Annotated in this window: 27 protein-coding genes and 1 pseudogene; 15 read left to right on the forward strand and 13 right to left on the reverse strand. The window is 53.6% G+C overall.

Going from position 1 to position 25,727, the window contains the following annotated elements:
- Nucleotides 1–5: 5 nt before the first annotated feature.
- The 3 genes and pseudogenes from Q0W94_RS12420 to Q0W94_RS10865 form a co-directional block, all read left to right on the forward strand.
- A pseudogene (locus Q0W94_RS12420) lies at nt 6–2,093 on the forward strand (AAA-like domain-containing protein); the annotation flags it as partial.
- 414 nt (nt 2,094–2,507) lie between these two features.
- Complete coding sequence (locus Q0W94_RS12425) at nt 2,508–3,230, forward strand: WD40 repeat domain-containing protein (RefSeq protein WP_399372415.1); 723 nt, start codon at nt 2,508–2,510, stop codon at nt 3,228–3,230.
- Between the two features lie 7 nt (nt 3,231–3,237).
- The gene (locus Q0W94_RS10865; RefSeq protein WP_297758974.1) at nt 3,238–3,501 is read left to right on the forward strand and encodes a hypothetical protein; all 264 of its coding nucleotides are present in this window, start codon (nt 3,238–3,240) and stop codon (nt 3,499–3,501) included.
- On the opposite strand, the gene Q0W94_RS10870 is transcribed toward Q0W94_RS10865, so the two are convergent.
- Nucleotides 3,498–3,818: an MgPME-cyclase complex family protein gene (locus Q0W94_RS10870; protein ID WP_297758975.1), complete on the reverse strand. Its 321-nt coding sequence runs from the start codon at nt 3,816–3,818 to the stop codon at nt 3,498–3,500. The genes Q0W94_RS10865 and Q0W94_RS10870 overlap by 4 nt on opposite strands.
- 132 nt (nt 3,819–3,950) lie before the next feature.
- Here Q0W94_RS10870 and Q0W94_RS10875 point away from each other — a divergent pair, with 132 nt between their 5' ends.
- The 3 genes from Q0W94_RS10875 (at nt 3,951) to Q0W94_RS10885 (ending at nt 8,546) form a co-directional block, all read left to right on the forward strand.
- Nucleotides 3,951–4,913: an Rpn family recombination-promoting nuclease/putative transposase gene (locus Q0W94_RS10875; protein WP_297758978.1), complete on the forward strand. Its 963-nt coding sequence runs from the start codon at nt 3,951–3,953 to the stop codon at nt 4,911–4,913.
- Nucleotides 4,914–5,041: 128 nt separating this feature from the next.
- On the forward strand, nt 5,042–5,779 hold the full coding sequence (gene fabG, locus Q0W94_RS10880) for a 3-oxoacyl-[acyl-carrier-protein] reductase (protein ID WP_297758981.1): 738 nt from the start codon (nt 5,042–5,044) through the stop codon (nt 5,777–5,779).
- Between the two features lie 25 nt (nt 5,780–5,804).
- Nucleotides 5,805–8,546 carry a valine--tRNA ligase gene (locus Q0W94_RS10885; RefSeq protein ID WP_297758984.1) on the forward strand — a complete coding sequence of 914 codons (2,742 nt, stop codon included), beginning with the start codon at nt 5,805–5,807 and terminating at the stop codon, nt 8,544–8,546.
- Nucleotides 8,547–8,665: 119 nt separating this feature from the next.
- Here the strand turns inward: Q0W94_RS10885 and Q0W94_RS10890 are convergent, their stop codons facing one another.
- From Q0W94_RS10890 to Q0W94_RS10900, 3 genes are read right to left on the reverse strand one after another with little or no spacing between them, the layout of a single operon-like run.
- Nucleotides 8,666–9,022 carry a ribulose bisphosphate carboxylase small subunit gene (locus Q0W94_RS10890; RefSeq protein WP_024124568.1) on the reverse strand — a complete coding sequence of 119 codons (357 nt, stop codon included), beginning with the start codon at nt 9,020–9,022 and terminating at the stop codon, nt 8,666–8,668.
- Between the two features lie 30 nt (nt 9,023–9,052).
- Nucleotides 9,053–9,433, reverse strand: a complete 381-nt coding sequence (rcbX, locus tag Q0W94_RS10895) for a RuBisCO chaperone RbcX (protein WP_024124569.1) — start codon at nt 9,431–9,433, stop codon at nt 9,053–9,055.
- Nucleotides 9,434–9,486: 53 nt separating this feature from the next.
- Nucleotides 9,487–10,914 (reverse strand): form I ribulose bisphosphate carboxylase large subunit, encoded by a 1,428-nt coding sequence (locus tag Q0W94_RS10900; RefSeq protein ID WP_297758988.1) that lies wholly within the window; start codon nt 10,912–10,914, stop codon nt 9,487–9,489.
- 412 nt (nt 10,915–11,326) lie between these two features.
- Between Q0W94_RS10900 and ylqF the strand changes: the two genes are divergently transcribed.
- Nucleotides 11,327–12,190 carry a ribosome biogenesis GTPase YlqF gene (gene ylqF / locus Q0W94_RS10905; RefSeq protein WP_297758991.1) on the forward strand — a complete coding sequence of 288 codons (864 nt, stop codon included), beginning with the start codon at nt 11,327–11,329 and terminating at the stop codon, nt 12,188–12,190.
- A 283-nt stretch (nt 12,191–12,473) separates the two neighbouring features.
- Entirely contained in the window at nt 12,474–12,617 is a 144-nt protein-coding gene (locus tag Q0W94_RS10910; RefSeq protein ID WP_297758995.1) for a hypothetical protein, read from the forward strand.
- A 21-nt stretch (nt 12,618–12,638) separates the two neighbouring features.
- Here Q0W94_RS10910 and bchI read toward each other — a convergent pair whose 3' ends face one another.
- Entirely contained in the window at nt 12,639–13,706 is a 1,068-nt protein-coding gene (bchI, locus tag Q0W94_RS10915; RefSeq protein ID WP_200865518.1) for a magnesium chelatase ATPase subunit I, read from the reverse strand.
- Between the two features lie 340 nt (nt 13,707–14,046).
- Here bchI and Q0W94_RS10920 point away from each other — a divergent pair, with 340 nt between their 5' ends.
- From Q0W94_RS10920 to rsmI, 3 genes are read left to right on the forward strand one after another with little or no spacing between them, the layout of a single operon-like run.
- Nucleotides 14,047–14,526, forward strand: a complete 480-nt coding sequence (locus Q0W94_RS10920) for an RNA-binding protein (protein WP_297758997.1) — start codon at nt 14,047–14,049, stop codon at nt 14,524–14,526.
- Between the two features lie 18 nt (nt 14,527–14,544).
- Nucleotides 14,545–15,147 (forward strand): precorrin-6Y C5,15-methyltransferase subunit CbiT, encoded by a 603-nt coding sequence (gene cbiT / locus Q0W94_RS10925; RefSeq protein WP_297758999.1) that lies wholly within the window; start codon nt 14,545–14,547, stop codon nt 15,145–15,147.
- A complete protein-coding gene (gene rsmI / locus Q0W94_RS10930; RefSeq protein WP_297759002.1) occupies nt 15,147–15,992 on the forward strand; it encodes a 16S rRNA (cytidine(1402)-2'-O)-methyltransferase in 846 nt (281 codons plus the stop codon). The genes cbiT and rsmI overlap by 1 nt, the downstream gene beginning before the upstream one ends.
- Here rsmI and cofG read toward each other — a convergent pair.
- From cofG to Q0W94_RS10955, 5 genes are all read right to left on the reverse strand, one after another.
- Nucleotides 15,973–16,932 (reverse strand): 7,8-didemethyl-8-hydroxy-5-deazariboflavin synthase subunit CofG, encoded by a 960-nt coding sequence (gene cofG / locus Q0W94_RS10935; protein WP_297759005.1) that lies wholly within the window; start codon nt 16,930–16,932, stop codon nt 15,973–15,975. The two genes, rsmI and cofG, sit on opposite strands and share 20 nt — an antisense overlap.
- Nucleotides 16,933–16,970: 38 nt before the next feature.
- Nucleotides 16,971–17,210 (reverse strand): hypothetical protein, encoded by a 240-nt coding sequence (locus Q0W94_RS10940; protein ID WP_297759009.1) that lies wholly within the window; start codon nt 17,208–17,210, stop codon nt 16,971–16,973.
- Between the two features lie 11 nt (nt 17,211–17,221).
- The gene (locus tag Q0W94_RS10945) at nt 17,222–17,467 is read right to left on the reverse strand and encodes a ferredoxin-thioredoxin reductase variable chain (RefSeq protein WP_297759011.1); all 246 of its coding nucleotides are present in this window, start codon (nt 17,465–17,467) and stop codon (nt 17,222–17,224) included.
- Nucleotides 17,468–17,586: 119 nt separating this feature from the next.
- Nucleotides 17,587–18,579 carry a CHAD domain-containing protein gene (locus Q0W94_RS10950; protein ID WP_297759014.1) on the reverse strand — a complete coding sequence of 331 codons (993 nt, stop codon included), beginning with the start codon at nt 18,577–18,579 and terminating at the stop codon, nt 17,587–17,589.
- A 204-nt stretch (nt 18,580–18,783) separates the two neighbouring features.
- Entirely contained in the window at nt 18,784–19,386 is a 603-nt protein-coding gene (locus Q0W94_RS10955; protein ID WP_297759017.1) for a superoxide dismutase, read from the reverse strand.
- A 191-nt stretch (nt 19,387–19,577) separates the two neighbouring features.
- Between Q0W94_RS10955 and Q0W94_RS10960 the strand changes: the two genes are divergently transcribed.
- From Q0W94_RS10960 to folP, 3 genes are read left to right on the forward strand one after another with little or no spacing between them, the layout of a single operon-like run.
- A complete protein-coding gene (locus Q0W94_RS10960; protein ID WP_297759019.1) occupies nt 19,578–21,056 on the forward strand; it encodes a phosphoglucomutase/phosphomannomutase family protein in 1,479 nt (492 codons plus the stop codon).
- Nucleotides 21,057–21,089: 33 nt separating this feature from the next.
- Complete coding sequence (locus tag Q0W94_RS10965) at nt 21,090–22,523, forward strand: MFS transporter (protein WP_297759022.1); 1,434 nt, start codon at nt 21,090–21,092, stop codon at nt 22,521–22,523.
- Nucleotides 22,520–23,362 (forward strand): dihydropteroate synthase, encoded by an 843-nt coding sequence (folP, locus tag Q0W94_RS10970; protein WP_297759024.1) that lies wholly within the window; start codon nt 22,520–22,522, stop codon nt 23,360–23,362. Before Q0W94_RS10965 ends, folP begins: the two co-directional genes overlap by 4 nt.
- On the opposite strand, the gene Q0W94_RS10975 is transcribed toward folP, so the two are convergent.
- From Q0W94_RS10975 to Q0W94_RS10985, 3 genes are read right to left on the reverse strand one after another with little or no spacing between them, the layout of a single operon-like run.
- Nucleotides 23,359–23,829, reverse strand: coding sequence for a hypothetical protein (locus Q0W94_RS10975; protein WP_297759027.1), 471 nt, complete (start codon nt 23,827–23,829; stop codon nt 23,359–23,361). The genes folP and Q0W94_RS10975 overlap by 4 nt on opposite strands.
- Nucleotides 23,830–23,840: 11 nt before the next feature.
- Complete coding sequence (gene gatC / locus Q0W94_RS10980; protein WP_297759029.1) at nt 23,841–24,134, reverse strand: Asp-tRNA(Asn)/Glu-tRNA(Gln) amidotransferase subunit GatC; 294 nt, start codon at nt 24,132–24,134, stop codon at nt 23,841–23,843.
- A gap of 31 nt (nt 24,135–24,165) precedes the next feature.
- Complete coding sequence (locus tag Q0W94_RS10985) at nt 24,166–24,687, reverse strand: photosystem I assembly protein Ycf3 (protein WP_297759031.1); 522 nt, start codon at nt 24,685–24,687, stop codon at nt 24,166–24,168.
- Nucleotides 24,688–24,863: 176 nt separating this feature from the next.
- Here Q0W94_RS10985 and Q0W94_RS10990 point away from each other — a divergent pair, with 176 nt between their 5' ends.
- Nucleotides 24,864–25,718, forward strand: coding sequence for a universal stress protein (locus Q0W94_RS10990; RefSeq protein WP_297759033.1), 855 nt, complete (start codon nt 24,864–24,866; stop codon nt 25,716–25,718).
- Nucleotides 25,719–25,727 lie beyond the last annotated feature (9 nt).

Raw genomic sequence — 25,727 nt, forward strand, 5'->3', positions numbered from 1 at the left:
AGACCATGGATGGTACAACCACCTATCAAGTGGGGGGAAGTTTGCCCACCACATCGGCGGTCTATGTCCGACGGCAAGCGGATGCCGCTCTCTTGGCTGCCCTCACCGCTGGCGAGTTTTGTTATATTCTCAATTCGCGGCAAATGGGCAAATCCAGCTTGCGGGTGCAGGTGATGCAGCAACTGATGACAATGGGGTACCGCTGCGCTGCCCTCGACATTACCAAAATTGGCAGCCAAAATATTCAGCCGGAGCAGTGGTATGCCAGCTTTGTTGGCGCTCTCATTCAGGGATTTCAGTTAACCGATGTGGTGTCGTTGCGCGCTTGGTGGCGCGATCGCCAGCTTGTATCGCCGATTCAACGCCTCAGCGACTTTGTAGAAGACGGTGCTACTTAGCCCACACCCGCGAACCGCTGGTGATTTTCATTGATGAGATTGATAGTCTGTTGAGCCTGCCCTTCTGCCACCGATGATTTTTTTGCTTGGATTCGTGCCTGCTACAACCAGCGGGCGGATTGCCCCGAATATCAGCGCTTAACCTTTGCCCTTTTGGGCGTGGCCACCCCCGATCAACTGGTTCAAGACAAGCAGCGCACTCCCTTTAACATTGGCCGTGCTATTGATCTACAGGGATTTACCCTTGCGGAAGCCACCCCCCTCCGCAAGGGCATTGCCCACCTGAGCGACAACCCCGATCAACTCTTGGCGGAGATCCTCCACTGGACGGGCGGCCAACCCTTCCTAACCCAAAAACTCTGTCGCCTCCTGCAACAGCACGGGTCATTCATGCCAGCGTTAACCCTCCGCCAGCAGTTAGCCCAGTTTGTCCAAGATCATATTCTTCAGGATTGGGAGCGCCAAGATGAACCCGAACACCTAAAGACCATTCGCAATCGCTTGCTGGCCGATGAACAGCGCATTGGTCGTCTCTTGGGTCTCTATCAGCGCATTTTAGAAACGGGGGGTGTTCCCCTCGATGGCAGTAGTGAGCAGCGCGCCCTCGCTTTGACGGGGTTGGTGTGTCAGCGCCAAGGTAAGTTGCAGGTGTTTAACCCCATCTATGCCCAAGTTTTTCATGCCCAGTGGGTTGAGGAACAGTTGGCACAACTGCGCCCCTATAGTCAGGAATTCCAAGCATGGTTGCGCTCTGGCGGGAGTGATAGCTCTCGTCTGCTGCGGGGACAAGCTCTTGAGGAAGCATTGGTCTGGGCCAGTGGCAAAAGTCTCAGTGATCTGGATTATCAGTACCTTTCTGCCAGTCAAGAAGCCAACCAAAGGGCAATTCAAGATACGCTGCTCCTTGAGCGCAAAGAAAAAGAAGCGATCAGTGCCGCCAATCAAATTCTGGAGGCAGCTCGCCGCAAAGCCAGTCGTTTGACCCAGCGGGCTTTCATGGCCCTGGGCATTGTTTCTGTGATTTCCTTGGGGGTAGCGGCAATTTTGGCCAAAACCTACGCCGATTTGCAGGCCAGCCAAGAAAGTTTAGCCCTTGAGCAAACCAGTAACGATCTCCTAGAACAGTTTCAAAGCCAAGAGTTGCCCGCTCTGCTGGCAGGGATTCAGGCAGGACATGACTTAAAACGATTGGTGGGCGATCGCCCTCTGAGTCAATACCCCACCACGCGCCCCCTCTTTGTGCTCAATTTTTTCCTCGATCACATTCAAGCCCGCAACCAATGGCGGAGTGAAAATACCCCCCTGATGGGTGCCTTTTTGACTGCCGACGGTCAGCAGTTGAGCATTAGTGAAAGTGGCCTGGTGGAGTTTTGGCGAGTGAACGGCGAGCGACTCCACGCCCAGTCTTTAAAGATTGGCAATGTCAAGCTGGCACGGATTAGCCCTGCGGGCGATCGCGTGGGTCTGCTCAATGACAAGGGCGAAATTTCCCTGTGGCGTATCGAGCCCCAAAAACTCGTTCTTGAGCGGCGTTTGCCTGCTCTGCCCATCAACAACTTCCGCTTTAGTCCAGAGGGGCAGGAGGTGGCAGCCACCACAACCACAGGGGAGATTCTGCGCTGGAGTCTCACCGGTGAATTACTGGCAACACTGACGACACCTGGCCAGACTATTAATAGCTTGAGTTACGCGCCAAGGGGCGATCGCTTGGCCACTGCCGATGAGGAAGGCTGGATTCGGATTTGGTCCCGTCAGGGGAAACTGCTCCAAGAATGGCAAGTCCAAGCCGATCTTCCCGTTCCCCAGACTAGTTTGACGTATCTTAGCACTGGTCAACTGGCAACGGTGGGCAAAGATGGCACCCTTCGCCTTTGGAACACCAAAGGGCAACAAATCAATCAATGGCGCGTCAGTGCGGCTCCAGTGTATTTTGTGGGCACATCTGCGGTGGGCTATCGTTTATTGACCCTGAGCACAGATAACACCATGCGTCTGTGGCAGCCAACAGGTGAATTGATTGCTGAGTTGAGAAGTCATGAACGCCTGATCAATACGGTCAGCTTTAATCGAAAGGGGTCAGTCCTCCTCAGTAGCGATCGCGGGGGGCAAATGACGCTGTGGTACCTCGATCATTACCGCACGGAACACTGGCTTGCCAATCAAGAAAGTATTTGGACAGTGGCCCTCGATCCTCCGGCAGCCACGCTGGTCACAGGCGGCAAAGATGGCCGCGTCAAGCACTGGCGAAGGGATGGCACCCTTCTCGCCACCACCCCAGTTCTCGATCTCCAAGGCATCAACCAAGTGCTCTTTAGTCCCAGTGGTCAACGGGTGGCGATCGCCACCAAAGGGGGAAAATTGGTAATCTGGAACCTGGCAGATCAGTCCCAACAGACTTGGCAACTCCCCATCAAGGTTCCGCTCTACACCCTGTCTATGGATCCCCAAGGGCGGTACTTGGCGGCAGGCGATGAAAAGGGCACCATTTATCTCGTTAGCCTCCAGCGGCCAGAGAAAATTCAACAGCGCCAAAGTGCAGGTGAAATTTGGAGCCTCAGCTTTCATCCGGCACTCCCCCTGCTCGCGAGTACGGGATCTACGGGCACAATTGAGGTCTGGAATTTTGAGAGCAATCGCCTTGCCTATCGCCTGAGCCCTGGTGCAGGATGGCTTGCCAGTCTTGAATTCAGTGCTAATGGCCAATTCCTCGCGGCGGCTGGTGAAAGCGGCTCAGTCTATTTGTGGTCAATTCACGACCAAAATCCCCCCAGCAATCCCCGTGTGTTTCGTGCTCACCAGCGGAGTATTGTGAGTCTCAGCTCTGAGTCCTGATGGTGAAATGATTGCCACTGCCTCCCCCGATCGCAGCGTGCGGGTTTGGAACCAAAAAGGCCAGCTCATTATGCTGATTGACCGCATTTCTGCCATTCCCTACAGCATTGATGTGAGTGGCCGCGATCAACTCTATGTGGCGATCGGTACTGAGGATGATGAGGTCTGGATTAGCCCGCTGGCCACCCTAGGACAGTTACTAACAAGCGCCTGTGATTGGCTCAAGGACTACCGTCAACAAAATCCCACTGTTGTGCAAGTCTGTCCCTAGACACTTGCCAGGGAGGCAAGGGGATTCGGAACCTCCTCGCTGGTGAATTGCCCCATGAGGACGTACTCCAAGCGCAGCTTTAGCCATTGGATAAATTGCTGATTAGTAGAGATAATGGCTGCGGCAGGCTGCGGACAACGCGCCTTCTGTTCAGCAAACTGGGGTTGCTCTAAAAAGACAGGCTCTGGCACGAGCCAAAAATCAATCTCTTTACCCTGCTCCCGGTAGTGACGCTGCCGCTCGCGAAACACTTCCTCAAGGGGTTCTTCCTCAGTTAAAAACTTTTTGCTTGCGAGAATGTAATAGTACGTTGCCATAAAGATCTATGCAAAACCACAACATATTCTATGCTGTCTCCAGCTTACCATAGGGGGAATCCCTGCTGCCATAACCCTCTAGTTCTGAAGTTTTCTGAAGTTTCTGGTCGGAGCGATCGCTCTAGGGAACCCATGCGCCGCAATTCCCTCTTTTACCAACTATTTGCCCAACTGCCCCAAACCCTCTTTGACCTGTTGGGCAAAGACATCCCTCAGGGGTATCGTTTTGACTCAGTCGAGCTGAAGCAAACCGCCTTTCGCATCGATGGCGTCTTTGTGCCCCCTGACCCTGCGGGCACGGTCTATTTCTGTGAGGTGCAGTTTCAGCGGGATAACACCTTCTATGAACGCTTCTTTGCGGAGATTTTTCTCTATCTGCGCCTGTATCGCTCCACCTTTGCGGACTGGCAAGCGGTGGTGATTTATCCCAATCGGCAAACGGAGCAAGAGTCTTTTGACCCCTATGACCTGTTGGTCCATAGTCCGCGCCTGCGCCGCGTCTATCTCAATGAATTGGGGTCGCCGGAGAGCTTGCCCTTGAGTGTGGGGTTGATGCAATTGATGGTGCTGCCTGAGGCAGAGATGCCGCGAGTGGCGAGGTTACTGGCTGAGCGCACGCAGGGGGAAGCAGCCCCAAAGTCAGCAGTCATAATAGAGTTAATCACGACGATTGTGTTGTACAAGTTCACGGAGCTGAGTCGGGAGGAGGTGTTGCGGATGTTGGGGTTTACCACTGAGGAACTGAAGCGGACACGGTTTTATCGGGAGGTGTATGCTGAGGCGCGGGCAGGAAGGATTACAAGAGGGAAAACAAGAGGGACGAGAAGAAGGACTTCAGGAAGGCTTGCAGCAGGGATTACAACAGGGATTGCAACAAGGCTTACAACAAGGATCACAAGGATGCAACAAGGACAGCAACAAGGAGAAGTGCTAGTTGTCTTGCGCCAGTTAAGGCGGCGGTTTGGGAGTGTGCCTAGCGAGCTTGAAGAACGCATTCGTCACCTCTCTCCCAATCAACTCGAAGCTTTGGCAGAAGCACTTCTAGACTTCACTGACCTAGAGGCAGTATTTGCGTGGCTAAATCGCTCTGCCTAACAATACCGCCTCGATTGCTGATCAATTGCGATGACAGGCCCTAGCCCCAAAAGGGGTAACATCCGCTGTTAAAATTTGTGATGGGTTATCCATACGTGCAGCATTTTTGCCCTTAGGAGAGAACTGATTTGAGCGAAGCAGCCGTTGCCATTGTCACTGGTGCCTCACGGGGAATTGGTCGGGCGATCGCCCTCGAATTGGCAAAGGAAGGAGCCACTGTGGTTGTCAACTACGCCCGTTCTGTTGAGGCGGCCCTTGAAGTGGTTCAAATGATTGAACAACAAGGGGGGACAGCGATCGCGATCGCTGCCGATGTGTCTGTCCCTGAGCAGGTCGATGCTCTCGTAGCCAAAACCGTAGAAACCTATGGCCGTGTGGATGTACTGGTCAACAATGCCGGTATTACCCGCGACACGCTGCTGCTGCGTATGAGCCTCGAGGACTGGCAGGCGGTGATTAACCTGAACCTGACAGGGGTTTTTCTGTGTACCCGGGCGGTGAGTAAACTGATGCTCAAGCAAAAGCGGGGACGGATTATCAACATTGCGTCGGTGGCAGGGCAAATGGGCAACCCCGGCCAAGCCAACTACAGTGCCGCCAAAGCTGGTGTGATTGGGTTTAGCAAAACCGTGGCCAAAGAACTCGCTAGTCGAGGTATTACCGTCAATGCCGTTGCCCCCGGCTTTATTGCCACTGAGATGACAGCTGGACTCAAAGCAGAGGAGATTCTTAAATTCATTCCCCTAGGACGGTATGGCGAACCCACAGAAGTGGCGGGGATGGTGCGCTTTTTAGCCTTGGATCCGGCAGCCGCCTACATTACGGGGCAAGTCTTCAATGTGGATGGTGGTATGGTGATGGCCTAGGCGCCTTGGAGTAGTGCAGCAACCCATGACCAACGCGATTACCCTCCCCAGTCAATACGATCCCAAGCAAACGGAGGCCAAGTGGCAACAGCTCTGGGAAAGCAGTGGTGTCTTTCACGCGGACCCCAACCACCCTGGTAAACCCTATTGCATTGTCATTCCGCCTCCTAATGTCACCGGTAGCTTGCACATGGGGCACGCCTTTGAGCATGCCCTGATTGATGTTCTGATTCGCTATCACCGCATGATTGGCCGCAATGTTCTCTGGCTGCCGGGGACAGACCATGCCAGTATTGCCGTTAGCACGATTTTGGATCAACAGTTGCAGGCGGAGGGCACCAACCGCTTTGCCTTGGGACGGGAGGCCTATCTAAAGCGAGCTTGGGCATGGAAAGAGTCCTCAGGGAAGACAATTGTCGGCCAAATTCGCCGCTTGGGGCTGTCGGTGGATTGGTCGCGGGAACGCTTTACGATGGATGAGGGGCTGTCGCGGGCAGTTCTTACAGCTTTTAATCAACTTTATGAAGCAGGACTCATCTATCGCGGTAAGTATTTAGTAAACTGGTGTCCCTCCAGTCAATCGGCGGTCTCGGATTTAGAGGTAGAAAACCGTGAGGTGCAGGGGCATCTCTGGCATTTGCGCTATCCCCTGACGGATGGGTCAGGGTATTTGGAGGTGGCCACAACCCGTCCGGAAACAATGCTGGGGGATACGGCAGTGGCGGTTCACCCAGAGGACGATCGCTATCGCCATTTGATTGGCAAAACACTGCGCCTGCCGCTTATGAATCGGGAGATTCCGATTATTGGGGATCCCTTGGTGGACCCCACCTTTGGCACCGGCTGTGTCAAGGTCACTCCTGCTCACGATCCCAATGACTTTGTCATGGGGCAACGCCATCGCCTACCGATGATTAACCTGATGAACAAAGATGGCACGCTCAATGAGAATGCCGGTGAGTTTGCGGGTCTGGACCGCTTTGTGGCTCGTAAACAGGTGGTGGCTCGTCTAGAGGCGGAGGGCTTTTTGGTGCGGGTGGAGGACTATAAGCACACCGTTCCCTATAGCGATCGCGGCAAAGTCCCCATTGAACCGCTGCTGTCTACCCAATGGTTTGTGAAAATTCGTCCCTTGGCGGATGCCGCCCTCAAAGCCTTAGATAGACGGCATTCCCCTCGCTTTATTCCGGATCGCTGGGCAAAGGTCTATCGGGATTGGCTAGTGAACTTGCGGGATTGGTGTATTTCACGACAACTGTGGTGGGGGCATCAAATTCCCGCTTGGTACGTGGTCAGTGAAACCGAGGGCGAAGTGCGCGATGATACTCCCTTTGTGGTGGCAATGAATGAGACGGCTGCCCGCGCCAAGGCAATTGCCCAATTTGGCGAGGACATTGAACTCCAGCAGGATCAAGACGTATTGGATACGTGGTTTTCCTCTGGCCTATGGCCCTTTTCTACGTTGGGTTGGCCTGATGATACGCCAGACTATCGCCGCTATTACCCCAACACCACCCTTGTTACTGGGTTTGACATTATCTTTTTCTGGGTGGCACGGATGACAATGATGGGTCAGTACTTCACAGGTAAAATCCCCTTCCGTGATGTCTATATCCACGGCTTGGTGCGGGATGAAAACAACAAAAAAATGTCCAAGTCCGCCAATAATGGCATTGACCCACTGATTTTAATTGAAAAATACGGCACTGATGCGCTGCGCTATAGCTTGGTCAAGGAAGTCGTGGGCGCTGGTCAGGATATTCGCTTGGCCTACAACCGCAAAACCGATGAGTCGGCAACCGTCGAGGCGGCGCGCAACTTTGCCAACAAACTTTGGAATGCCTCCCGCTTTGTGCTGCTGAATCTAGAGGGACAAACCCCCAGCCAGTTGGGAACCCCGCGACGCCAGGACTTGACCACTAGCGATCGCTGGATTCTCAGTCGCTACCATACAGCTATTCAAACCACCCGCGAGCGCATTGAAAGCTATGGGCTGGGAGAGGCGGCCAAGGGACTCTACGAATTCATCTGGGGAGATTTTTGCGACTGGTACATTGAACTGGTGAAACCTCGTTTACAAGGGGAAAACGCCAAAGCCAAGCGCACTGCTCAGCAAGTACTGGCCACGGTGCTCGATGGCACCTTGAAGCTGCTCCATCCTTTCATGCCCCACATTACAGAGGAAATTTGGCACACGCTGCATCAGGTGGGAGATAGTGAAGTTTTAGCGGTACAACCCTACCCGAAAGTGAATCGCCGCGCCATTGACCCTGAGCTTGAAGCCCAATTTAGTCTTTTGATTGAAACCATCCGCACAATTCGGAATCTGCGGGCAGAGGCAGGGATTAAGCCGGCATTGTATATTGCCGCCCTGATTGAGGCAAGTGCTGAGGAAGCATCCATCTTCAAAGCTGGAGCTGCTGATATTCAACACTTGGCTCGCCTCGAGTCCTTAACCATTGGCACTGGGCTGCAAATTCCACAGCAGGTCTTTAGTGGTGTTGTTGGCAAGAGCGAGGTGCTCATTCCCCTAGCGGGGGTCGTAGATCTGGAGGCCTTGGTAACGAAGCTCCAGAAGGAGGGCGATCGCCTCAGGAAAGACATTCAATCTTTAACAGCTCGCCTCAACAACCCTAATTTTGTCAACAAAGCCCAGCCAGAGGTGGTTGCTACGGCCCAGGCACAATTGGCTGCCGCCCAACAGCAACTGGCAATTATTGAGCACCGACTCCAATCCTTGGGTGTCGATGACAAAAGCCAACCCTGACAAGTAAAAAAGGCACAGCCAGCTCTCGTGTCGAGATCGCTGGCCTGTCAAACGCAGCGGGATGACTAGGGGGGTGTTTCCCCCCTAGTCTGCAATTCAACTGTAATGAAATCTCAGCTTTAATAGCGATAACCGCTGTAGCCGCTGTTAGTCTGATTGGGCTTATAGACAATAAAGCCCATCACTTGGCACTGCTTGATATTGTCAAAGGCAACAACACGAATGAAGCAGTTGGGATATTCCGAGCGGCACTGCTGCACTTCATTCAGCACCTCTTGGGCATTAGTGCAGTTAAACAGCGGCAGTTTCCACATTGTCCAGTAGTGGGTTTCGGCATCGGAAGTCTCATTGAACTCCACACAGGGGTGATAGCCCTGATCAATCGCGTACTGGATTTGGCGAGCAATTTGGGCATCACTGAGGGGAGGCAGGTAGGAGAAGGTTTCGTAACGACGCTCTTTAGGCAGTGTCTTCATAGCTTCCTCAATTGGTTCACAGTCAACAAACTATTCAGGGGTTTCTGGGTTGCTGCCCTCAACATTGGCTTCAGAGACTTGGGTCATCCGCTCCAGTTGTTGACAGCGCTGTTGCAAGTTGGCCTGCTGGATGCCCGCACGTAGCATTTCCGGTAGATAGTCCGCCACCATTTCCGCGAGATGTTCGCGTACTGTGAGAATGCGAAAACCGAGATCGGGCTGTTGGCGAAAGAGGGCTTCCAAGTAACGTTCACCATCTTGGACACTTTCTTGACTCGTGAACTGGTGTAGCCAGAGGGATCGCGGTGGATCAGTTTCGGCCAGTTGCCCAATCACGGTTCGCACCGCCTGATAGGTGAGATAACTAATCAGGGTTTTGGTGGTTTGCTTGGCAATGTGCTTGACATCCATAGACCTACGGGGAAATCGTTGCCTTAGCTCCGATTGAACCCCAACTCCACCAGCTAGATCGTGTCTTGCGCTTCAAACTCGAACTTGATTTCTTTCCAGAGTTCGCAGGCAGCAGCCAGTTCCGGACTCCAGCGAGCTGCTTCGCGGATAATGTCGCCGCCTTCGCGCACGAGGTCACGACCTTCGTTACGAGCTTGGATACAGGCTTCCAGGGCAACCCGATTTGCAGTTGCCCCCGGTGCATTCCCCCAAGGGTGACCCAAGGTACCACCACCAAATTGCAGCACTGCATCATCACCGAAGATGTCCACGAGGGCAGGCATGTGCCAAACGTGAATCCCACCCGAGGCCACAGCCATCACACCGGGCATCGAGGCCCAGTCTTGGGTGAAGTAAATGCCACGGGAGCGATCCTGCTCAATGTAGTTTTCCCGCAGCAGATCGACAAAGCCGAGGGTAACGGCTTTATCCCCTTCGAGCTTACCGACAACAGTACCGGTGTGGATGTGATCACCGCCAGACATCCGCAAGCACTTGGCCAATACCCGGAAGTGTATCCCATGGTTTTTCTGACGGTCAATCACAGCGTGCATGGCGCGGTGAATGTGCAGCAGGATGCCGTTGTCGCGGCACCATTTCGCGAGGGTGGTGTTGGCGGTGAAGCCAGCGGTGAGAAAGTCGTGCATGATGATGGGCATTTCCAGTTCTTTAGCGAACTCTGCCCGTTTCAACATTTCCTCGCAGGTAGGAGCGGTGACGTTCAAATAGTGCCCTTTGATTTCACCGGTTTCTGCTTGGGCTTTGTGAATGGCATCAGCAACAAACAGGAAGCGATCGCGCCAGCGTTGGAAAGGCTGAGAGTTGATGTTTTCGTCATCTTTGGTGAAGTCCAGACCACCGCGCAAGCATTCATAAACGGCGCGGCCATAGTTTTTCGCCGACAGACCCAACTTCGGCTTAATGGTACAGCCCAAGAGCGGACGACCATATTTGTTCAATTTGTCGCGTTCCACTTGGATACCGTGGGGTGGCCCTTGGAAGGTCTTCAGGTAAGCCACAGGAATGCGCAGGTCTTCAAGGCGCAGAGCTTTGAGGGCTTTGAAACCAAACACGTTCCCCACAATGGAGGTCAGCATGTTGGTGACAGAGCCTTCTTCAAAGAGATCCAGCGGGTAGGCAATATAGGCGATGAACTGATTGTCTTCACCCGGCAGGGGCTCGATGTCGTAGCAGCGACCTTTGTAGCGATCCAAGTCGGTCAGCAGGTCGGTCCAGACGGTGGTCCATGTACCTGTCGAGGATTCTGCGGCAACGGCGGCGGCAGCTTCTTCAAAGGGCACGCCTGGCTGCGGGGTGACACGAAAGGCCGCTAGAATGTCGGTATCTTTGGGGGTGTAATCAGGGGTGTAGTAGGTCAGGCGGTAGTCTTTTACCCCTGCCTGATACCCAGCTTTCTGGGATTTGGATTGCGTATAGGCCATAGACGTTTTTCCTCTTTAACAGTTACTGTGCCGAATAGAGCAATCTCTACGGGCAACCTTTGCAATGGGTAGTGTGAACGCTACGATTCCCCGAAAATGGGGCAAAATTGAGCAACGCAAAACTCAGCGAGATGATGCAACCATCCGCAAGCCTGTGATATGGTCGTAGGTCTTATGCTTAGCATCAGCTTAGTTGATGCCCAATGCAATAACTTTTGCTTTGGAGATTCTTAATTATTCTATAGGTTTGGGTTATCAATCTTTAGATTTGTTTATAGGTTTCTAATCAGAGGTGCGCAACTATAGTCTTTTATCTATTCAAAAGACACTGATGATTGCCTGAAACCAATTTAATGCCACTCATGGGGGGCGATCGCTCTATTGTTTTTGAAAAAAAGGGGGTGGAATTTCTATGGGTCCGATCATTCAATGGTATCCTGGCCACATTGCCAAGGCAGAACGTGCCCTCAAGGAACAACTGAAACAGGTGGATCTGATCTTTGAGGTGCGGGATGCACGCATTCCCCTTGCCAGTTGCCATCCCCAAATTCGTCAGTGGGCTAGTGGCAAGCAGCGCCTCTTAGTGCTCAATGGAATGGATAGGATTAGCGATCGCGATCGCCAACAGTGGCTGACATGGTTTGAGACCCAAGGGGAAACAGTTTTTTTCACCAATGCGCAGCGGGGTGAAGGGATTCGCCGACTCGAACAGGCTGCGGTACGGGCGGGGGCGGCCATCAATCAACGCCGTCAACAGCGGGGCATGCAAGTAAGAGCCGTGCGAGCTGTGGTTTTGGGGTTTCCCAATGTGGGCAAATCAGCCCTCATTAATCGCCTCTTGCGGCAGCGGGTGGTTGAGAGTGCAGCGCGTCCGGGGGTGACGCGGCAACTGCGCTGGGTGCGCTTGTCCCCTGCCCTTGAACTCTTGGATGCCCCAGGGGTATTGCCCATGAATTTCAAGAATCAGGAGGCGGCGGTAAAACTGGCCATTTGCGATGACATTGGTCAAGCTGCCTACGATCCCTGTCGGGTGGCACCAATGCTTGTGGATATCATGCAACAGTTGGGGCATGCCGATCGCCTTAGGGAGCGCTACGGTCTGGCCCTTAGCGACACCGGTGAGACCTACCTTTATGACCTTGCTGCTAGCCGCTACCATGGTGACTTGGAACGGGCAGCCAGGCAACTGTTGCAGGACTATCGCCGCGGTTACCTGGGGGCGATCGCCCTTGAGCATCCTCCTCAATCCAGAAACAGCACCATAGCATCGTCCTGATGTAGCTTTATGTAGCTATTTCCAAATCAAGTTTTTATGAAAACACTTATCCTGACTGTGGGCAATCAGCAGGTCAGCTGGCGGTGCCGCAATGGAATTGTTCGCAGTTTTGGGGCGGATGGCCCCCTCAACTGGATGAACTGTATCGGGAATTTGGCGTTGCGCCAGGTTTCCATGATCCTGAGGGAAACTACCGCCACAGGGTGCGCTATTGAAGTGAGATTAATATCGCAATGGCCTTGTTCACCGCAATCAAGGGATCAGCTGTGAAGAGTTGACTCAGTTGGCAGATGTTTCCCCAGCGGCATCCCTCGCAGAAATTCATCAAGGGCTGTTAAATGCCCTGCGCGAACTTCTCAAAAAGCAAATGCGTAAAGAACAAATGCCTGAAAAGGGGTGGCGCGATCGCTCTACGAGTGCGGACTAGGGCAATTGCAATCATCGGAGCCTAGGCAGGAATCTCCACACCAAAGACCTCTTGGAAGACTTTGCCCACCTTGTAGCCGGAGTCAATGGACTCTAGGGGATCCTTGCGCAGTCGGTGCCGCAGACAGAGGACAATCACCCGCGCAATGTCCTCAACGGTGACATCTGTGCGTCCCTCAAAGGCAGCCAAAGCCTTGGCGGCGCGGTTAGTGACAATGTCTCCCCGCAGGCCGTCCACATCCAGCTCAGCACACACTTGGGAAATTTTTACTCGCAGCTCGTGGTCAATGGTGACCTTGGGCAATAGGGCTTGGGCGGCGACTAACTTAGCTTGCAGGGCTTCCTGTTGCGCCTGGTATTTCGCCAAAAAGGCTTCGGGGTTTTGATCAAATTGCGATCGCTGTTCCACAATTTCCACGCGCAGGCTTGGATCCTTGACGGTGCGAATCTCAGCGTGCATGCCAAAGCGATCCAGCAGTTGGGGTCGCAATTCCCCTTCTTCGGGGTTACCAGAGCCAACTAGGACAAAGCGTGCTGGGTGACGAATGGAAATGCCCTCACGCTCAACGGTATTCCAGCCGGAGGCAGCGGCATCCAGTAGGACATCCACTAAGTGATCATCCAGCAGGTTCACCTCATCCACATAGAGAATGCCGCGATTTGCCTTGGCCAAGAGTCCCGGTTCAAAGGCTTTTACTCCCTCAGCAAGGGCTTTTTCAATGTCAATCGTGCCGCACACGCGATCTTCTGTGGCTCCCAGGGGCAGATCCACCATGGGTACTTTTTTCTTGATCGTGTGAATAGGTTCACCGGCTGCTACGGCCACCTTCACGGCATCGCTCATGAGATCGGGATCACTGGGGTGACTATTGAAGGGGTCATCGGCAACCACCTCAATTTCTGGCAGCAAATCTGCCAGGGCACGAATGGTGGTTGATTTGCCCGTGCCGCGATCGCCCATGATCATCACCCCACCAATTTTGGGGTCAATGACATTGAGCAATAATGACAGTTTCATTTCGTCTTGACCGACAATTGCCGCAAAGGGAAAAACCGGCCGACGAGGCACAGCAGTCGGAGTCACAGGCATCACATCGCAAAAACAGCATTGATTATTGTGCCACATTGCGTTTGTGCTGCCACAGCAAAATTTTCCGCAAAATCCTAGCCCTAGGTGGAGAAAGCGTGGTACTCTAAGTAGAGATAACTCAAGAGCTAAGTGCGCTCATTGCCTTTGCTCTGCTCCATCGATCAGGGTTCTCAATTAGCAACAATCGTTGTGAACCAATTTAGACATTCCACACCACTAACAGAAGCAGGGTCTTTGCGTGCCATTCTTGGCTCTAGACCTTGGTTACGAGCGGTTTCTCACGCCCGACTGTCCATTTTGCAACCGTGTTGTTTTTAAGCTGCCTAAGGGAGGTTTCTTTATGTCTGTGCGTTTATATGTGGGCAATCTGCCGCGTGATTTGAGCCGCGAAGAGTTAGAAGCCCTATTTAGCCAAGAAGTGGGCGAAGTGGGTACCACTAAACTGATTACGGATCGTAAGACGGGCAAGTGCCGGGGGTTTGGCTTTGTCACCGTCGAGTCCGAAGAAGTGGCGGATCAAGTGATTGAGAAACTCAACGGCTACACCTTTAAGGACAATCCCCTCAAGATTGAAAAGGCCAACGATAAGCCTAAGTCTGAAGCTAAGGAAAAAGAAGAAGCAGCGGCAGAAAAAAACACTGCCAGCAACCGCAGCAATAACCGCAAAAATAACAAAAATAATGGGCGGCGTACTCAAGTCAATTCTGCGCCAGCTGAATATAGCTCTATGGATACGGAAGCTGCTCAACCCGATCCCCGCTGGGCAGATGCCTTAGCACAGCTCAAAGAACGGCTCCTCGCCCAAAGCAGCAACGCTTAAGGGTTTTAGGTTGTTTCTATGACGGCGGATCCCTGGCCATTTGTCACTCCGGGTATCCCCGATAGTCTCTTTGAGCGATTACCAGGTATTCCCCTCACCCAACGGGAAACGCGGTTATTGATGCTCTCCTATTTACGGCTTGAACCGGACTCTTGCCTTTGGGATGTGGGAGCAGGCACAGGTACGATCGCGGTTGAGGCAGCGCGCTTGGCAAAGCGGGGACAGGTGATTGCAATTGAACGGGATGAGGAAGTCGTTGATCTGATTCAGCGCAATTGCGATCGCTTTGGGGTCAAGAATGTCCAGATTGTTGCCGGTTTGGCTCCAGACTGCTTTCCGCAGTTACGTCACACACCGCAGCGGATTTGCCTGGAGGGGGGACGCCCCATCAAAGAAGTTTTACTGCGAGCGTGGGAGTATCTTGCCCCCGGTGGTCGCTTGGTGGCGATCGCCAGTAGCTTAGAAAATCTCTATGCCCTCTCTGAGGGTTTCGCGACAGTCCAAGCCCGCAGCCTAGAGGTGGTGCAATCAGTGATTAATCGTCTGGAAACGCGGGGCGGCCACCAAATTTTTGCAGCCGTGGAACCCATCTTTATTCTCAGTGCAGAAAAAATCTCCTAATGGGCATTGGGCAATTGTGGGTGGTGGGCACCCCCATTGGCAACCTTGAGGACATGAGCACTCGTGCCCTGCGTATTCTCAAGGAAGTGGATCTCATAGCCGCCGAGGATACGCGCCACACTGGTCGCCTGTTACAGCATTTTGGCATTACCACACCCCAAATTAGTCTCCATGAGCACAATACTCAACAGCGAGTCCCCCAATTGCTTCAGCGCCTAGAGGCAGGTCAACAGATCGCGCTCGTCAGTGATGCGGGCCTACCGGGGGTGTCGGATCCTGGTTATGAATTAATTACCGCCTGTATTGCGGCAGCAATTCCCGTGACGCCGATTCCCGGCGCCAATGCTGCCCTAACGGCCCTGATGGCTGCCGGCTTACCGATGGATCGCTTTTGTTTTGAAGGGTTTTTGCCGCCTAAGGGGCGCGATCGCCAACAGCGACTAGCAGCACTGCAACAGGAGAGGCGCACAATTGTTCTCTATGAAGCCCCCCATCGCTTGGTGCAAACAGTAACAGAGTTATGTCAGGTTTTGGGGAGCGATCGCCCTGTTGTCCTTGCCCGCGAACTTACCAAGCGCCACGAAGAATTTTGGCGGGGAACCCTCGGTACTGCCTGCACTTATCTGCAGGAGCATCCCCCCCGGGGCGAATACACCCTGGTTTTAGCCGGTGCCCCTGAACCTTCGCTGGCTGTGAATCCCAATGGTCTAGCCAGGGAATTGGCAACACTGCTCAACCAAGGTCTTTCTCTGACCCAGGCCAGCCGTCAACTGGCGGATCTGACGGGGCTTTCGCGGCGGGAGATCTATCAACTGGGACTCCAGCTTAAACAGGAACCGCCTTAACCTTCTCCTGCAAGGGCGGCGGCAACCAATCCAGAAACTGTGGATAGACTGGGAGCCGTGGCACTAGTTCCCATCCCCAACGGTCTAATTGTTCCCTCAGGGCCGCCAGATCGGGGTGGGGATAGTCTGGATTGACATGGTCAAAGGGAACGATGCCCCCCAAGTCGCGAGCGCCGGCTTCTAGGCACGCCCGCAAGACCTGGGGATCGGTGACTAGATTTGCAGGAATTTGAATCGTGATGTCCTCAGGCAAGAGCGATCGCGCCCACTGTACCACCTGGGGTAATTGATTCAGATCAAAGCGAGGTAGCCGCTCTGTTTGATGCTGACCGGGACTGTGGGGCTGCAAAATGACCTCCTGAATGTGTCCCCAGCGCCGATGGCACTCAGCTATTGTCGTGAGAGTTGCGGCCCAATCTGCAGGGGTCTCACCAATCCCCAAGAGCAATCCCGTGGTAAAGGGAATACCCAGCTCCCCGGCCTGTTCCAGTTGGTGTAAACGAATTTGCGGATCCTTACTGGGGGCATGGCGATGCACGGTGTCCAACAACTTAGGGGTCAACTGCTCCAGCATCAGCCCCATCGAGACATTTACCCCTTTGAGATAAGCCATTTCGGTGCGACTGAGGGGACCCGCATTGGTATGGGGCAAAAATCCCTGATCCAAGGCTAAGGCTGCCAGATCGTAGAGACGCCCTAACCATTGGGAACGCTGGGGACTGTTGGGGGCGACTTCGCCGCTGAGAATGAGAATCTCTCGCACCTGCCGCGAAGACAGTGCCCTTAGCTGCTCTGCGGCTGTTTCTAAACTCAACCAGCCACTGGTGCCGAGGTCCTGCCGAAAATTGCAGTAAGTGCAACGATTAAAGCACTCGTAGGTAGGCACCAGGGTAAAGGCGGGACTGTAGGTGATTCTGCGATGCTTGGAACACTCTGACATGCTTGATGCCCTCCTGCTCCAATTGCAGCCTGTAGTCCTCATTCTGTATAGCGGGCGATCGCGAACACGTAGAGGGCATGGCCTGCCAACAATGCTAACCACCCCAGCGTTACGGTTGGCATGAAAGGCACCGCCGTGGGTTGTACCTGATGCCAAAACCAGCCCCCAGAGTTAACGGCAGCAAAAAGGGCAACATGAACGGCAAAATTCATGCGATCGTCCAAGCGGCGATAGCTCGGATCACGACGATCGGGCTGACGGGGCCAACGGGGAGGCATATAGAGCGTACCTAAATTACTTCCAGCTCATCCGGGTGTAAATGGGCAATGAACTTGGGACTAAACTGCACCTGAATTGGGTAGTTGGGACTAATGGGACGGCCTTGCCAGTCGCTGAGAATAGCGCAAATTTCCCCCTCCATTCCTTGAATATCAAAGGGTTTATTGCGGTGATTGGGATGGTGATAGATAATGGTGGGAGTTTTGACACGTACTCGCAGACCTACGCTTAGGGCTGGTTGCTCCATAACGCTCATTCGTTGTCTGTTCTCCTCGACTGGCAGGGGTTTTCTTTCTATCGTCGCATACGGAATGACAAGGGCGATCGCCCCCTAGCAATTGAAAATCAATTGTTACCATTACCCACCCCCCTCTGTCAGTTGGCAGAGGAGATCAGCGGATGAGCGAAGGAGTGGCCATTGGCGCTCATGGTTGTTAGGGGCATCAGGAGCAGCGAGCGCACTTGATGACGTTTTTCAGGGCTGAGGTATTCCTGCTGCAGACAGCGCCAAGTTTGCCACTGGCGTGTTTGTTCAAGGGCAATCATTTCGGCGAGGCAAGGAGAGGCTTGGCGCAGATTGAGTCCGAGTTGGGTACGGAAAAAGTCATCAAGGACCACGCCATCGTGAAGTGTCCCTAGGAGTTCTTGCAACTGAGCAAAGGCAGCCACCTGCTCGCTGAAGGCGTCTCCATAGACACTGCTAAAGAGTTCCATTTGGTAGCGGACCCGCTTGGTTTGCTTGCGCAGATCATGGAGAACGTCACCCGCCGTTTGCAGCCACTGGGGCGGGTTACTGACTGCCAAGAAGAGGGGGCGATCGCCCTGCCATTCAATGGCCACTTGCCACCCGGGATGCAGCAGGAGTTGACACACCAAGGGCAATAGGATATCTGGGGCAATCAGTTCTGTGGGTAAGTCGGCAATTTCACGATATTGAGGGGCAGCTAGCCATTCCTCTAGCCCCTGTTGCAACTTGCGATAGCGATCGCTGCGCAGCAATTGAAGCGCTTTTTGCAGCAGTTCTGCCCGTTGCTTTTCGAGCTTTTTAATGAGCTTGGCCAGTTGTTGTTGCTCACAGCGGGGCAGGTGAGGGTAATACTGCTCCTTGAGCGCCAGCATCATCACATCCAAATCCCGTACGGGACTGAGGCTGCCGGCGATCGCCCGTACCCGCTGAATGGAAACTCCCTTGGGCAACCGTACCGTATTACAAAACACCTCCAGAGCCGTTCGCAGGCGGCGCAGCCCCACGCGCATCTGATGAATCGCCTCAACATCGCGATCGCGAATCACCCCTGGCTCATGTTTGCTAATTTTGCGGTAGTACTTTTCAAAAGCAGCGTATGCAACATGCCCTAGGGTTTCCATAGGACTCCCTCTTTGCTCAACGCCCAAAGGCATACCATCATCAAACTAACGTTTATTAGCCAAGGTTAGTTTTTTCTTAATCTTAACTTAACTCTATTCTAAAGTTGTGGCTGAATCACTCCTCGACAACAAAAAACCCCGCTCAACTGGAACGGGGAGTGAGTGACGTCATTCAGTAACAGCCAAATCAAAAAATTGGCAATCTTAGGCAGCTGCCAAGTTCTTAGCAACAAAATCCCAGTTCACCAGTTGGTTCAGGAAATTATCAATGAAGTCGGGACGACGGTTTTGGTAGTCGAGATAGTAGGCGTGCTCCCACACATCAATCGTCAGTAGGGGCACTTGACCGTGAACCAAGGGGTTTTCGGCATTGGGAGTTTTAGTTACTTTCAGTGTGCCAGCTTCGAGCACCAGCCATGCCCAGCCACTGCCAAATTGGGTTGCTGCCGCATTTTTGAACTGGGACTTGAATTCGTCGTAGCTACCAAAAGCACTGTTGATTCGAGCAGCCACATCACCCGTAGGCGCACCACCACCACCCGGCTTGAGGCTATTCCAGAAGAAGGTGTGATTCCACACTTGGGCGGCATTGTTGAAGATGCCCACCTTGGCAGCATCGCCATAGGTCATGCGAATGACATCTTCAAGGGATTTGTCAGCGAGTTCGGTATCTTGAGTCAGTTTATTGAGGTTATCCACGTAGCCCTTGTGGTGTTTGCCATAGTGAAATTCAAGGGTTTTCGCAGACATTCCATAGGGCTCAAGGGCACCCGGATCAAAGGGAAGGGGTTCTTGTACAAATGCCATAGTGTTCAATACCTCTCTAAAGGTGATGCAAGTTTAGGCTACTAGAGATCAGTCATCGCCAAAAGGCACCTAGCAGCAGTGCCCATCGCCTAATTAACAATTCGCAATAATTATATCATCCGTCTTTCCCCTTCGGAAAAGGGCTGTGCCGCCGCATGATATGTTCAGAGGGGTTTTGGGTCTTGCGCTCTATGGTTGGTTCTGTCCTGCGCCTAGATCAAGTTTTAATTCCTGAGGATGCCCCAATTCGCTTTGGTACCGATGGTTGGCGCGGCATCATTGGGGCTGAGTTTACCTTTAACCGTCTGCTGCGGGCAGCCAAGGCAGCGGCGGCAGTCCTCTATCAGACCTACGGCGATGGCAGGACGCCGCGGATCATTGTCGGCTACGACCGCCGGTTTTTGGCAGAACACTGTGCAGCAGTTGTTGCCGAGTTACTGGTCAGCCAAGGCTATGAGGTCTGGCTTTCTAGTTGTGCGGCACCAACACCGGCCTTTAGCTGGGCTGTCAAAGCGGAGCAGGCCATCGGTGGACTGGTGATTACAGCTAGCCATAATCCCGGCCTTTACGCCGGACTGAAGGTGAAGGGCGCTTTTGGTGGGTCAGTGTCAACACCTGTCACCCAAGCCATTGAAGCGCAGTTAGCTCAAGGGGAGCCGCCACCCGTGGGTGAGGCCAAAACAGACTATCAAGTCTTTGATCCGTGGCCCAGCTATTGTGCGGCGTTGCGCACTCATGTTGATCCCAGCCCCATTCGGGCGGCGATCGCCGGCGGTAAACTGCACGTCTGTACCGATGTTATGCATGGGGTCGCTGCCGGAGGACTAGAGCGACTGTTGGCTTGGCCCATAGAGGAGTTTCGACGGGAGCGCGACCCCCTCTTTGGCGGCGGCGCCCCTGAACCCATTGGCCGTTATTTAGCCGCTACCCAAGAACAACTGCGCCAACAAGGCAGTGCCACCCCTACAGTGTGTTTAGTCTTTGATGGCGATGCCGATCGCTTGGCGGTCATTGATGGTGAGGGGGTACTGTACACTGCCCAAGAAATGATTCCCATCTTGATTGACCATTTAGCACAGCACAGTCCCTATCGAGGGGCAGTGATTAAGTCTATCAGCTGTTCCGATCTGGTGGCACGAGTGGCAGCCCACCATGGCTTAGCGGTGATTGAAACACCCATTGGCTTCAAGTACATTGGCGATCGCCTACTGGCTGGGGAAGCTGTCCTCTTAGGCGGTGAAGAATCAGGGGGAATCGGCTATGGCCACCATCTCCCTGAGCGAGATGCCCTCCTGTCGGCACTGTACCTATTACAAGCCCTGGTGACCTCCGGCTTAAGCGTGGGGGAATACTATCAGCAGTTGCAGGTAACGACGAACTTTTACAGTGCCTATGATCGCGTTGATCTCACCCTTACGTCCGTGGCCCAGCGGCAAAAACTAGAAGCGCTCCTAGGGGAGCATCCCTTCACCCAGATTTTGGATAGTCCCGTGAGCCACTGGGACACCATTGACGGCTACAAGTTTCATCTGGCCGATGGCGGTTGGCTACTGATTCGCTTTAGTGGCACCGAACCTCTGCTGCGCCTCTACTGCCAAGGGAAAACACCTGAACAGGTACAGCGCATTCTACAATGGGCCAGTCAATGGGCAGTTGCAGTTGCTGGCTAATCGTTAAAAAACAATCAATATGGACAAAGCATCATGCCATTAGACCCATTCAGCCAAAATGCTGCTGCCACCAGCGCCCGTCCGCCCCTTTCCCTATCGACAAAACTTGCCTTTGGCGCCGGCGATCTTGGAACTGCCATCACTGCCAATTTACAGGTGTTTTTCCTGATGGTGTTCTTGACCAATGTGGCTGGACTCAATGCTGGCTTGGCGGGAAGCGTACTCATGATTGGCAAAATTTGGGATGCCATGAATGACCCGATCATCGGCTACCTGAGCGATCGCACCCCCGTGGGCAAGTGGGGACGCCGCCACCTCTGGATGATGGCAGCCGCGATTCCCTTTGGCTTGAGTTTTTTCTTGAACTGGTGGGTGCCGACAACGGATCAAGGGTTGCTTTTTGGCTACTACGTCCTCATTGGCCTATTGTTTAACACGTTTTACACCGCGGTAAACCTGCCCTACACCGCCCTGACCCCAGAACTCACTGAAGATTACAACGAACGCACCAGTCTCAATAGTTTTCGCTTTGCCTTTTCCATTGGGGGCAGCATTGGCTCCTTACTCCTTGCTCAGGTCGTTTTCCAGAACATTCCCGATCCCCAAGCCCAGTACTTGATCCTCGGGGGCATTGCCGCCGTCTTGTCCGTTTTGCCCATCTATTGGTGCGTCTGGGGAACACGGCAGCGGGTGCAGGCGTTTGAACGCCGTATCCCCACGCCTGAGCAGCGCCATTTACCGCTGAAGACGCAACTGCGGCTGGTGTTTAGCAATCGTCCCTTTCTTTATGTGATGGGAATCTACCTGTGTTCTTGGCTGGCGGTGCAAATTACTGCCTCGCTGATTCCCTTTTTTATTGGCGATTGGTTGCAAATGTCCGCCGCTGCCTATACCCAAGTGGCGCTGACGGTTCAAGGAACCGCTATGATCATGCTCTTTGTCTGGAGTGCTGTGAGTCGTCGCCTGGGCAAGAAGGCGGTGTACTTCATGGGGATGAGCCTGTGGATCATTGCCCAGGCTGGTCTCTTTTTGTTGCAACCAGGACAGACAGCGCTGGTATATATCTGTGCAATTCTGGCGGGCTTTGGGGTTGCGACCGCTTATCTTATCCCTTGGTCAATGATTCCCGATGTGATTGATCTAGATGAACTCCAGAGTGGTCAGCGGCGGGAGGGGATCTTTTATGCCTTTATGGTGCTGCTGCAAAAAATTGGTCTTGCCCTCGGTCTGTTCTTAGTGGGTCAGGCTTTGCAGGGGGCGGGTTACATTTCTACTGTCGCCGGGGCGCCAGCGCCGGTGCAACCGCCGTCGGCACTTTTAGCAATTCGCATTGCCATTGGACCTTTGCCAACGTTTTTTCTCATTGTGGGGATGATTTTGGCCTATCTCTATCCCATTACCCACGCTGTCCACCAAGGGATTCTTTTGCAGTTGCACGCCAAACGCCAAGGAGAGACTGAGGCATGAAGGGTTGGTCTGTGGGCGATCGCACCTTTGTGTGGGGAGAGCGCACCTACATTATGGGCATCTTGAATATCACCCCCGACAGTTTTAGCGATGGTGGTGACTTTTTTAATCCTGCCAGTGCCGTTGCCCATGCCCTAGACATGGTTGCCGCCGGCGTTGATGTTATTGATGTAGGGGGGGAGTCCACCCGTCCGGGAGCTAGTGAAGTGCCCATTAGCGCTGAGTTGGCTCGGGTATTGCCCGTAATCGAGGGCATCCGTCAGCAGTCCCAGATTCCCATTTCCATTGATACCACCCATGCGGTGGTTGCCCAGGCAGCGGTGGCAGCCGGTGCCAATATTGTTAACGATGTTTCAGGGGGGCAGGCGGATCCTGAGATGTTTGCCACGGTAGCGGCATTGGGGGTGCCCTATATCCTCATGCATCGGCGGGGAACCCCAGCCACCATGCAGCAATTAACTGACTACGAGGATTTGATCGGCGATTTGCTGCGCTATTTTCAGGAACAAACCCAGCGGGCGATCGCCAGCGGCATTCCCCCAGAACACCTGATGATTGACCCAGGTCTTGGCTTTGCCAAGACTACCCCCCAAAATCTCACCCTTTTGCGAGAACTGCGGCAATTTCAAAGTCTCGGCTATCCCCTCCTGCTCGGTCCATCGCGCAAACGCTTTATTGGCGATGTCCTAAACCTGCCCCATCCTAAAGACCGAGTTTGGGGTACCGCAGCGGTCTGTTGCCATGCCATTGCCCAGGGGGTGGACATGGTGCGCGTCCATGATGTGGCAGCCATGGTGCAGGTGTGTCGGATGGCCGATGTCCTCTGGCGATCGCCCTAGGGGCAATGACCTCGCCCCGGCGCTGGCACACACAACTCCCATTCCGCATTGAAAGGTTCATAACCGAGAGCAACTCCCGCTTGTTCTGCTTGGTGGCGCACCTCCTCAAAGCAGTCAAAGCCATCGGGACGCACGGCAATAATAACGTACTCGCGATCGCGCTGGCGACCTAGATTAGCCAACAAAATCGCCAAGGTGGAGGTGGGCTTGTCAAGGTCTGCTTTGGGCACAAGCACTTTTTGGGGATAAATGATTGCTCCCTCGCGACGGCACTCTAGATAGCGGGGGGTTCGCCCGTGATTTTGGGCATTTTCCCGCGCCAAGATTTGCACATTGGTGCGTTCTCGGCCAAGGCTACTGGCACTGATGACCACCACTAATAGGATCAGGGTGCCAATGGTACAGGCCAAGATCGAGAGGAAGGGAAATAAGTCCAGTTGCAAAGGGTGGGATTGACGCCGCCGCACAGCCTGATGCCTTACATGATTTTGGGCACGCGGAAAAAGTCATCCTCGCGATCCGGGGCGATCGCTAGCAAGTCCTCCCGATTTGGCCAAGGTTCCAACACGTCAGGACGGGTTACATTACTCACCTCAATGGCTCGCGTTGTCGGCGGCACCTCTGTAACATCCAGCTCACTCAGTTGATTGACATAGTCGAGGATGCTATCTAGTTGCTGGGTCAGTGCTTCAATTTCACTTTCATCAATGGCAAGGCGAGCTAAATGAGCCACCTTGCGCACATCTTCTGCAGTAATGACTTTGGTTGCCATTCGTGCTCCCTTAGAAATTGGCGAGAAGTTTTTAGAAATACACATCAATATTGGAGCGGCCAGTGGTTTTCAGCCAGTTCTGCGCCTCAATATAGTTATTGGGGGCCAGTTGAATTGCCCGTTTCCAGTAGTCTGCCGCACGATCAAAGAGCTGTTCGGCCTCCTCGGCGCGCTGCTGCTCTTGTGCCTGAGTCCCCAAGTAGTGGTAGATCACGGCAATATTGTTGAGGGCTTGGGGCATGCGGGGATTGAGTTCAAGGGCTTGGTGGTAGTACTCTAGCGCTTTTTCATGCTCGCCATTGCTGGCATGGATCAAGCCAATATTGTAGAGAATGTAGCTGCAATCGGTGGGGTCTTCCTCTAGTTCTAGGGCTGCCTGGTAGTTCTCCAGCGCCTCTGCATATTCCCCATCCGCTTGGGCAGACATGCCATCGCGATAATAGGCAAAGGCAGTTTTTGACTGCGAACTGGTGGGCAAGACCTTGAGAATGAGGTCAGCCATGACCGTAAAGGTTTTGTCAATAAAATTGTCGTTCCGTTGCGATCGCGGCATAGGGCTTCCTTAGAACGGCCTCTTGCCTAGTGTATCAAAAGCACCACCAGCAATCGCCCCCCTAGCCAATGCCTAAGATTTGTAGCGTTCCGCCAAGAAGCTCCTAAGGCAGCCCTAAGATCGTCCTAGTGGCCCTCCGTGCCGTGATACTCACCAGCTTTGGGAGTTTAAGATTTATGATTGAAAATATTCTATTGGCAGACTCAGGAACTGGACAATCCGAACAAATGCTCAAGTCGCTGATGGAGTTGCCAGCGATTCAACGGGCTGCCATCACCGTTTTGCACGTGATTCCACCGAAAATTACTGCCGAGGAGATGGCCGAACAACGTCAAGCAGGTGCCAAACTCCTAGCGGAAGCTGTGGCCCGACTGCACCTTGACCCCGTCATTAGTGTCAATACGATGCTGCGGGAGGGCGATCCCAAAGATACGGTGCTCCACGTGGCCGATGAAATCAATGCCGACTTGATCATTATGGGATCGCGGGGACTGAAGCGCCTGCAATCCATTCTCGAAAACTCCGTTAGCCAGTATGTGTTTCAACTGTCTTCGCGGCCGATGCTCCTAGTGCGCGATGACATCTACGTCAAGAAAATCAACCGCATCATGGTGGCACTCAATAATTCTGCTGCCGCCAAAGCCTCCTTGGACTTAGCAGTGCGCCTAATGGAGGGGGTCAAGGGCGGCAAACTCATTGTTGCCCACGTCAATCCTGACCTCAAGGGTCACGCCGATACCCCTAGCACTGCTGCCGAAAAAGACCCGCTTCTTGCCGAAGCTGCAACGGTGGCTAAGCAGCGGGGGGTGGAATACCAGTGTGTTCTGACCACCGGCAAACCCGGGGAAGAAATCTGCCGCATTGCGGCCGATACCAATGCCGATCTCCTGGTTCTGGGTTCCCCGGATCGGCGGCCCTCGATCGCCCGCAGTCTACCCGACTTGGATCGCCTTTTGGGCACTTCCCTGTCTGACTATGTCCGGGTCTATGCCGAGTGTCCCGTGCTCTTTGTGCGACAATCGGAGGCGTAGACTGGTCTA

It is taken from the genome of Thermosynechococcus sp. (assembly GCF_025999095.1).
Classification (GTDB): Bacteria; Cyanobacteriota; Cyanobacteriia; order Thermosynechococcales; family Thermosynechococcaceae; genus Thermosynechococcus.

What these genes read in the sequence shown, in the direction of transcription:
- Q0W94_RS12425 (WP_399372415.1), top strand. Translation starts at nt 2,508, where the DNA reads ATGACGCTGTGGTACCTCGATCATTACCGCACGGAACACTGGCTTGCC.
- Q0W94_RS10865 (WP_297758974.1), top strand. Translation starts at nt 3,238, where the DNA reads ATGATTGCCACTGCCTCCCCCGATCGCAGCGTGCGGGTTTGGAACCAA.
- Q0W94_RS10870 (WP_297758975.1), bottom strand. Translation starts at nt 3,818, where the DNA reads ATGGCAACGTACTATTACATTCTCGCAAGCAAAAAGTTTTTAACTGAG.
- Q0W94_RS10875 (WP_297758978.1), top strand. Translation starts at nt 3,951, where the DNA reads ATGCGCCGCAATTCCCTCTTTTACCAACTATTTGCCCAACTGCCCCAA.
- Q0W94_RS10885 (WP_297758984.1), top strand. Translation starts at nt 5,805, where the DNA reads ATGACCAACGCGATTACCCTCCCCAGTCAATACGATCCCAAGCAAACG.
- Q0W94_RS10890 (WP_024124568.1), bottom strand. Translation starts at nt 9,022, where the DNA reads ATGAAGACACTGCCTAAAGAGCGTCGTTACGAAACCTTCTCCTACCTG.
- rcbX (WP_024124569.1), bottom strand. Translation starts at nt 9,433, where the DNA reads ATGGATGTCAAGCACATTGCCAAGCAAACCACCAAAACCCTGATTAGT.
- Q0W94_RS10900 (WP_297758988.1), bottom strand. Translation starts at nt 10,914, where the DNA reads ATGGCCTATACGCAATCCAAATCCCAGAAAGCTGGGTATCAGGCAGGG.
- ylqF (WP_297758991.1), top strand. Translation starts at nt 11,327, where the DNA reads ATGGGTCCGATCATTCAATGGTATCCTGGCCACATTGCCAAGGCAGAA.
- bchI (WP_200865518.1), bottom strand. Translation starts at nt 13,706, where the DNA reads ATGCCTGTGACTCCGACTGCTGTGCCTCGTCGGCCGGTTTTTCCCTTT.
- Q0W94_RS10920 (WP_297758997.1), top strand. Translation starts at nt 14,047, where the DNA reads ATGTCTGTGCGTTTATATGTGGGCAATCTGCCGCGTGATTTGAGCCGC.
- cbiT (WP_297758999.1), top strand. Translation starts at nt 14,545, where the DNA reads ATGACGGCGGATCCCTGGCCATTTGTCACTCCGGGTATCCCCGATAGT.
- rsmI (WP_297759002.1), top strand. Translation starts at nt 15,147, where the DNA reads ATGGGCATTGGGCAATTGTGGGTGGTGGGCACCCCCATTGGCAACCTT.
- cofG (WP_297759005.1), bottom strand. Translation starts at nt 16,932, where the DNA reads ATGTCAGAGTGTTCCAAGCATCGCAGAATCACCTACAGTCCCGCCTTT.
- Q0W94_RS10940 (WP_297759009.1), bottom strand. Translation starts at nt 17,210, where the DNA reads ATGCCTCCCCGTTGGCCCCGTCAGCCCGATCGTCGTGATCCGAGCTAT.
- Q0W94_RS10945 (WP_297759011.1), bottom strand. Translation starts at nt 17,467, where the DNA reads ATGAGCGTTATGGAGCAACCAGCCCTAAGCGTAGGTCTGCGAGTACGT.
- Q0W94_RS10950 (WP_297759014.1), bottom strand. Translation starts at nt 18,579, where the DNA reads ATGGAAACCCTAGGGCATGTTGCATACGCTGCTTTTGAAAAGTACTAC.
- Q0W94_RS10955 (WP_297759017.1), bottom strand. Translation starts at nt 19,386, where the DNA reads ATGGCATTTGTACAAGAACCCCTTCCCTTTGATCCGGGTGCCCTTGAG.
- Q0W94_RS10960 (WP_297759019.1), top strand. Translation starts at nt 19,578, where the DNA reads ATGGTTGGTTCTGTCCTGCGCCTAGATCAAGTTTTAATTCCTGAGGAT.
- Q0W94_RS10965 (WP_297759022.1), top strand. Translation starts at nt 21,090, where the DNA reads ATGCCATTAGACCCATTCAGCCAAAATGCTGCTGCCACCAGCGCCCGT.
- folP (WP_297759024.1), top strand. Translation starts at nt 22,520, where the DNA reads ATGAAGGGTTGGTCTGTGGGCGATCGCACCTTTGTGTGGGGAGAGCGC.
- gatC (WP_297759029.1), bottom strand. Translation starts at nt 24,134, where the DNA reads ATGGCAACCAAAGTCATTACTGCAGAAGATGTGCGCAAGGTGGCTCAT.
- Q0W94_RS10985 (WP_297759031.1), bottom strand. Translation starts at nt 24,687, where the DNA reads ATGCCGCGATCGCAACGGAACGACAATTTTATTGACAAAACCTTTACG.
- Q0W94_RS10990 (WP_297759033.1), top strand. Translation starts at nt 24,864, where the DNA reads ATGATTGAAAATATTCTATTGGCAGACTCAGGAACTGGACAATCCGAA.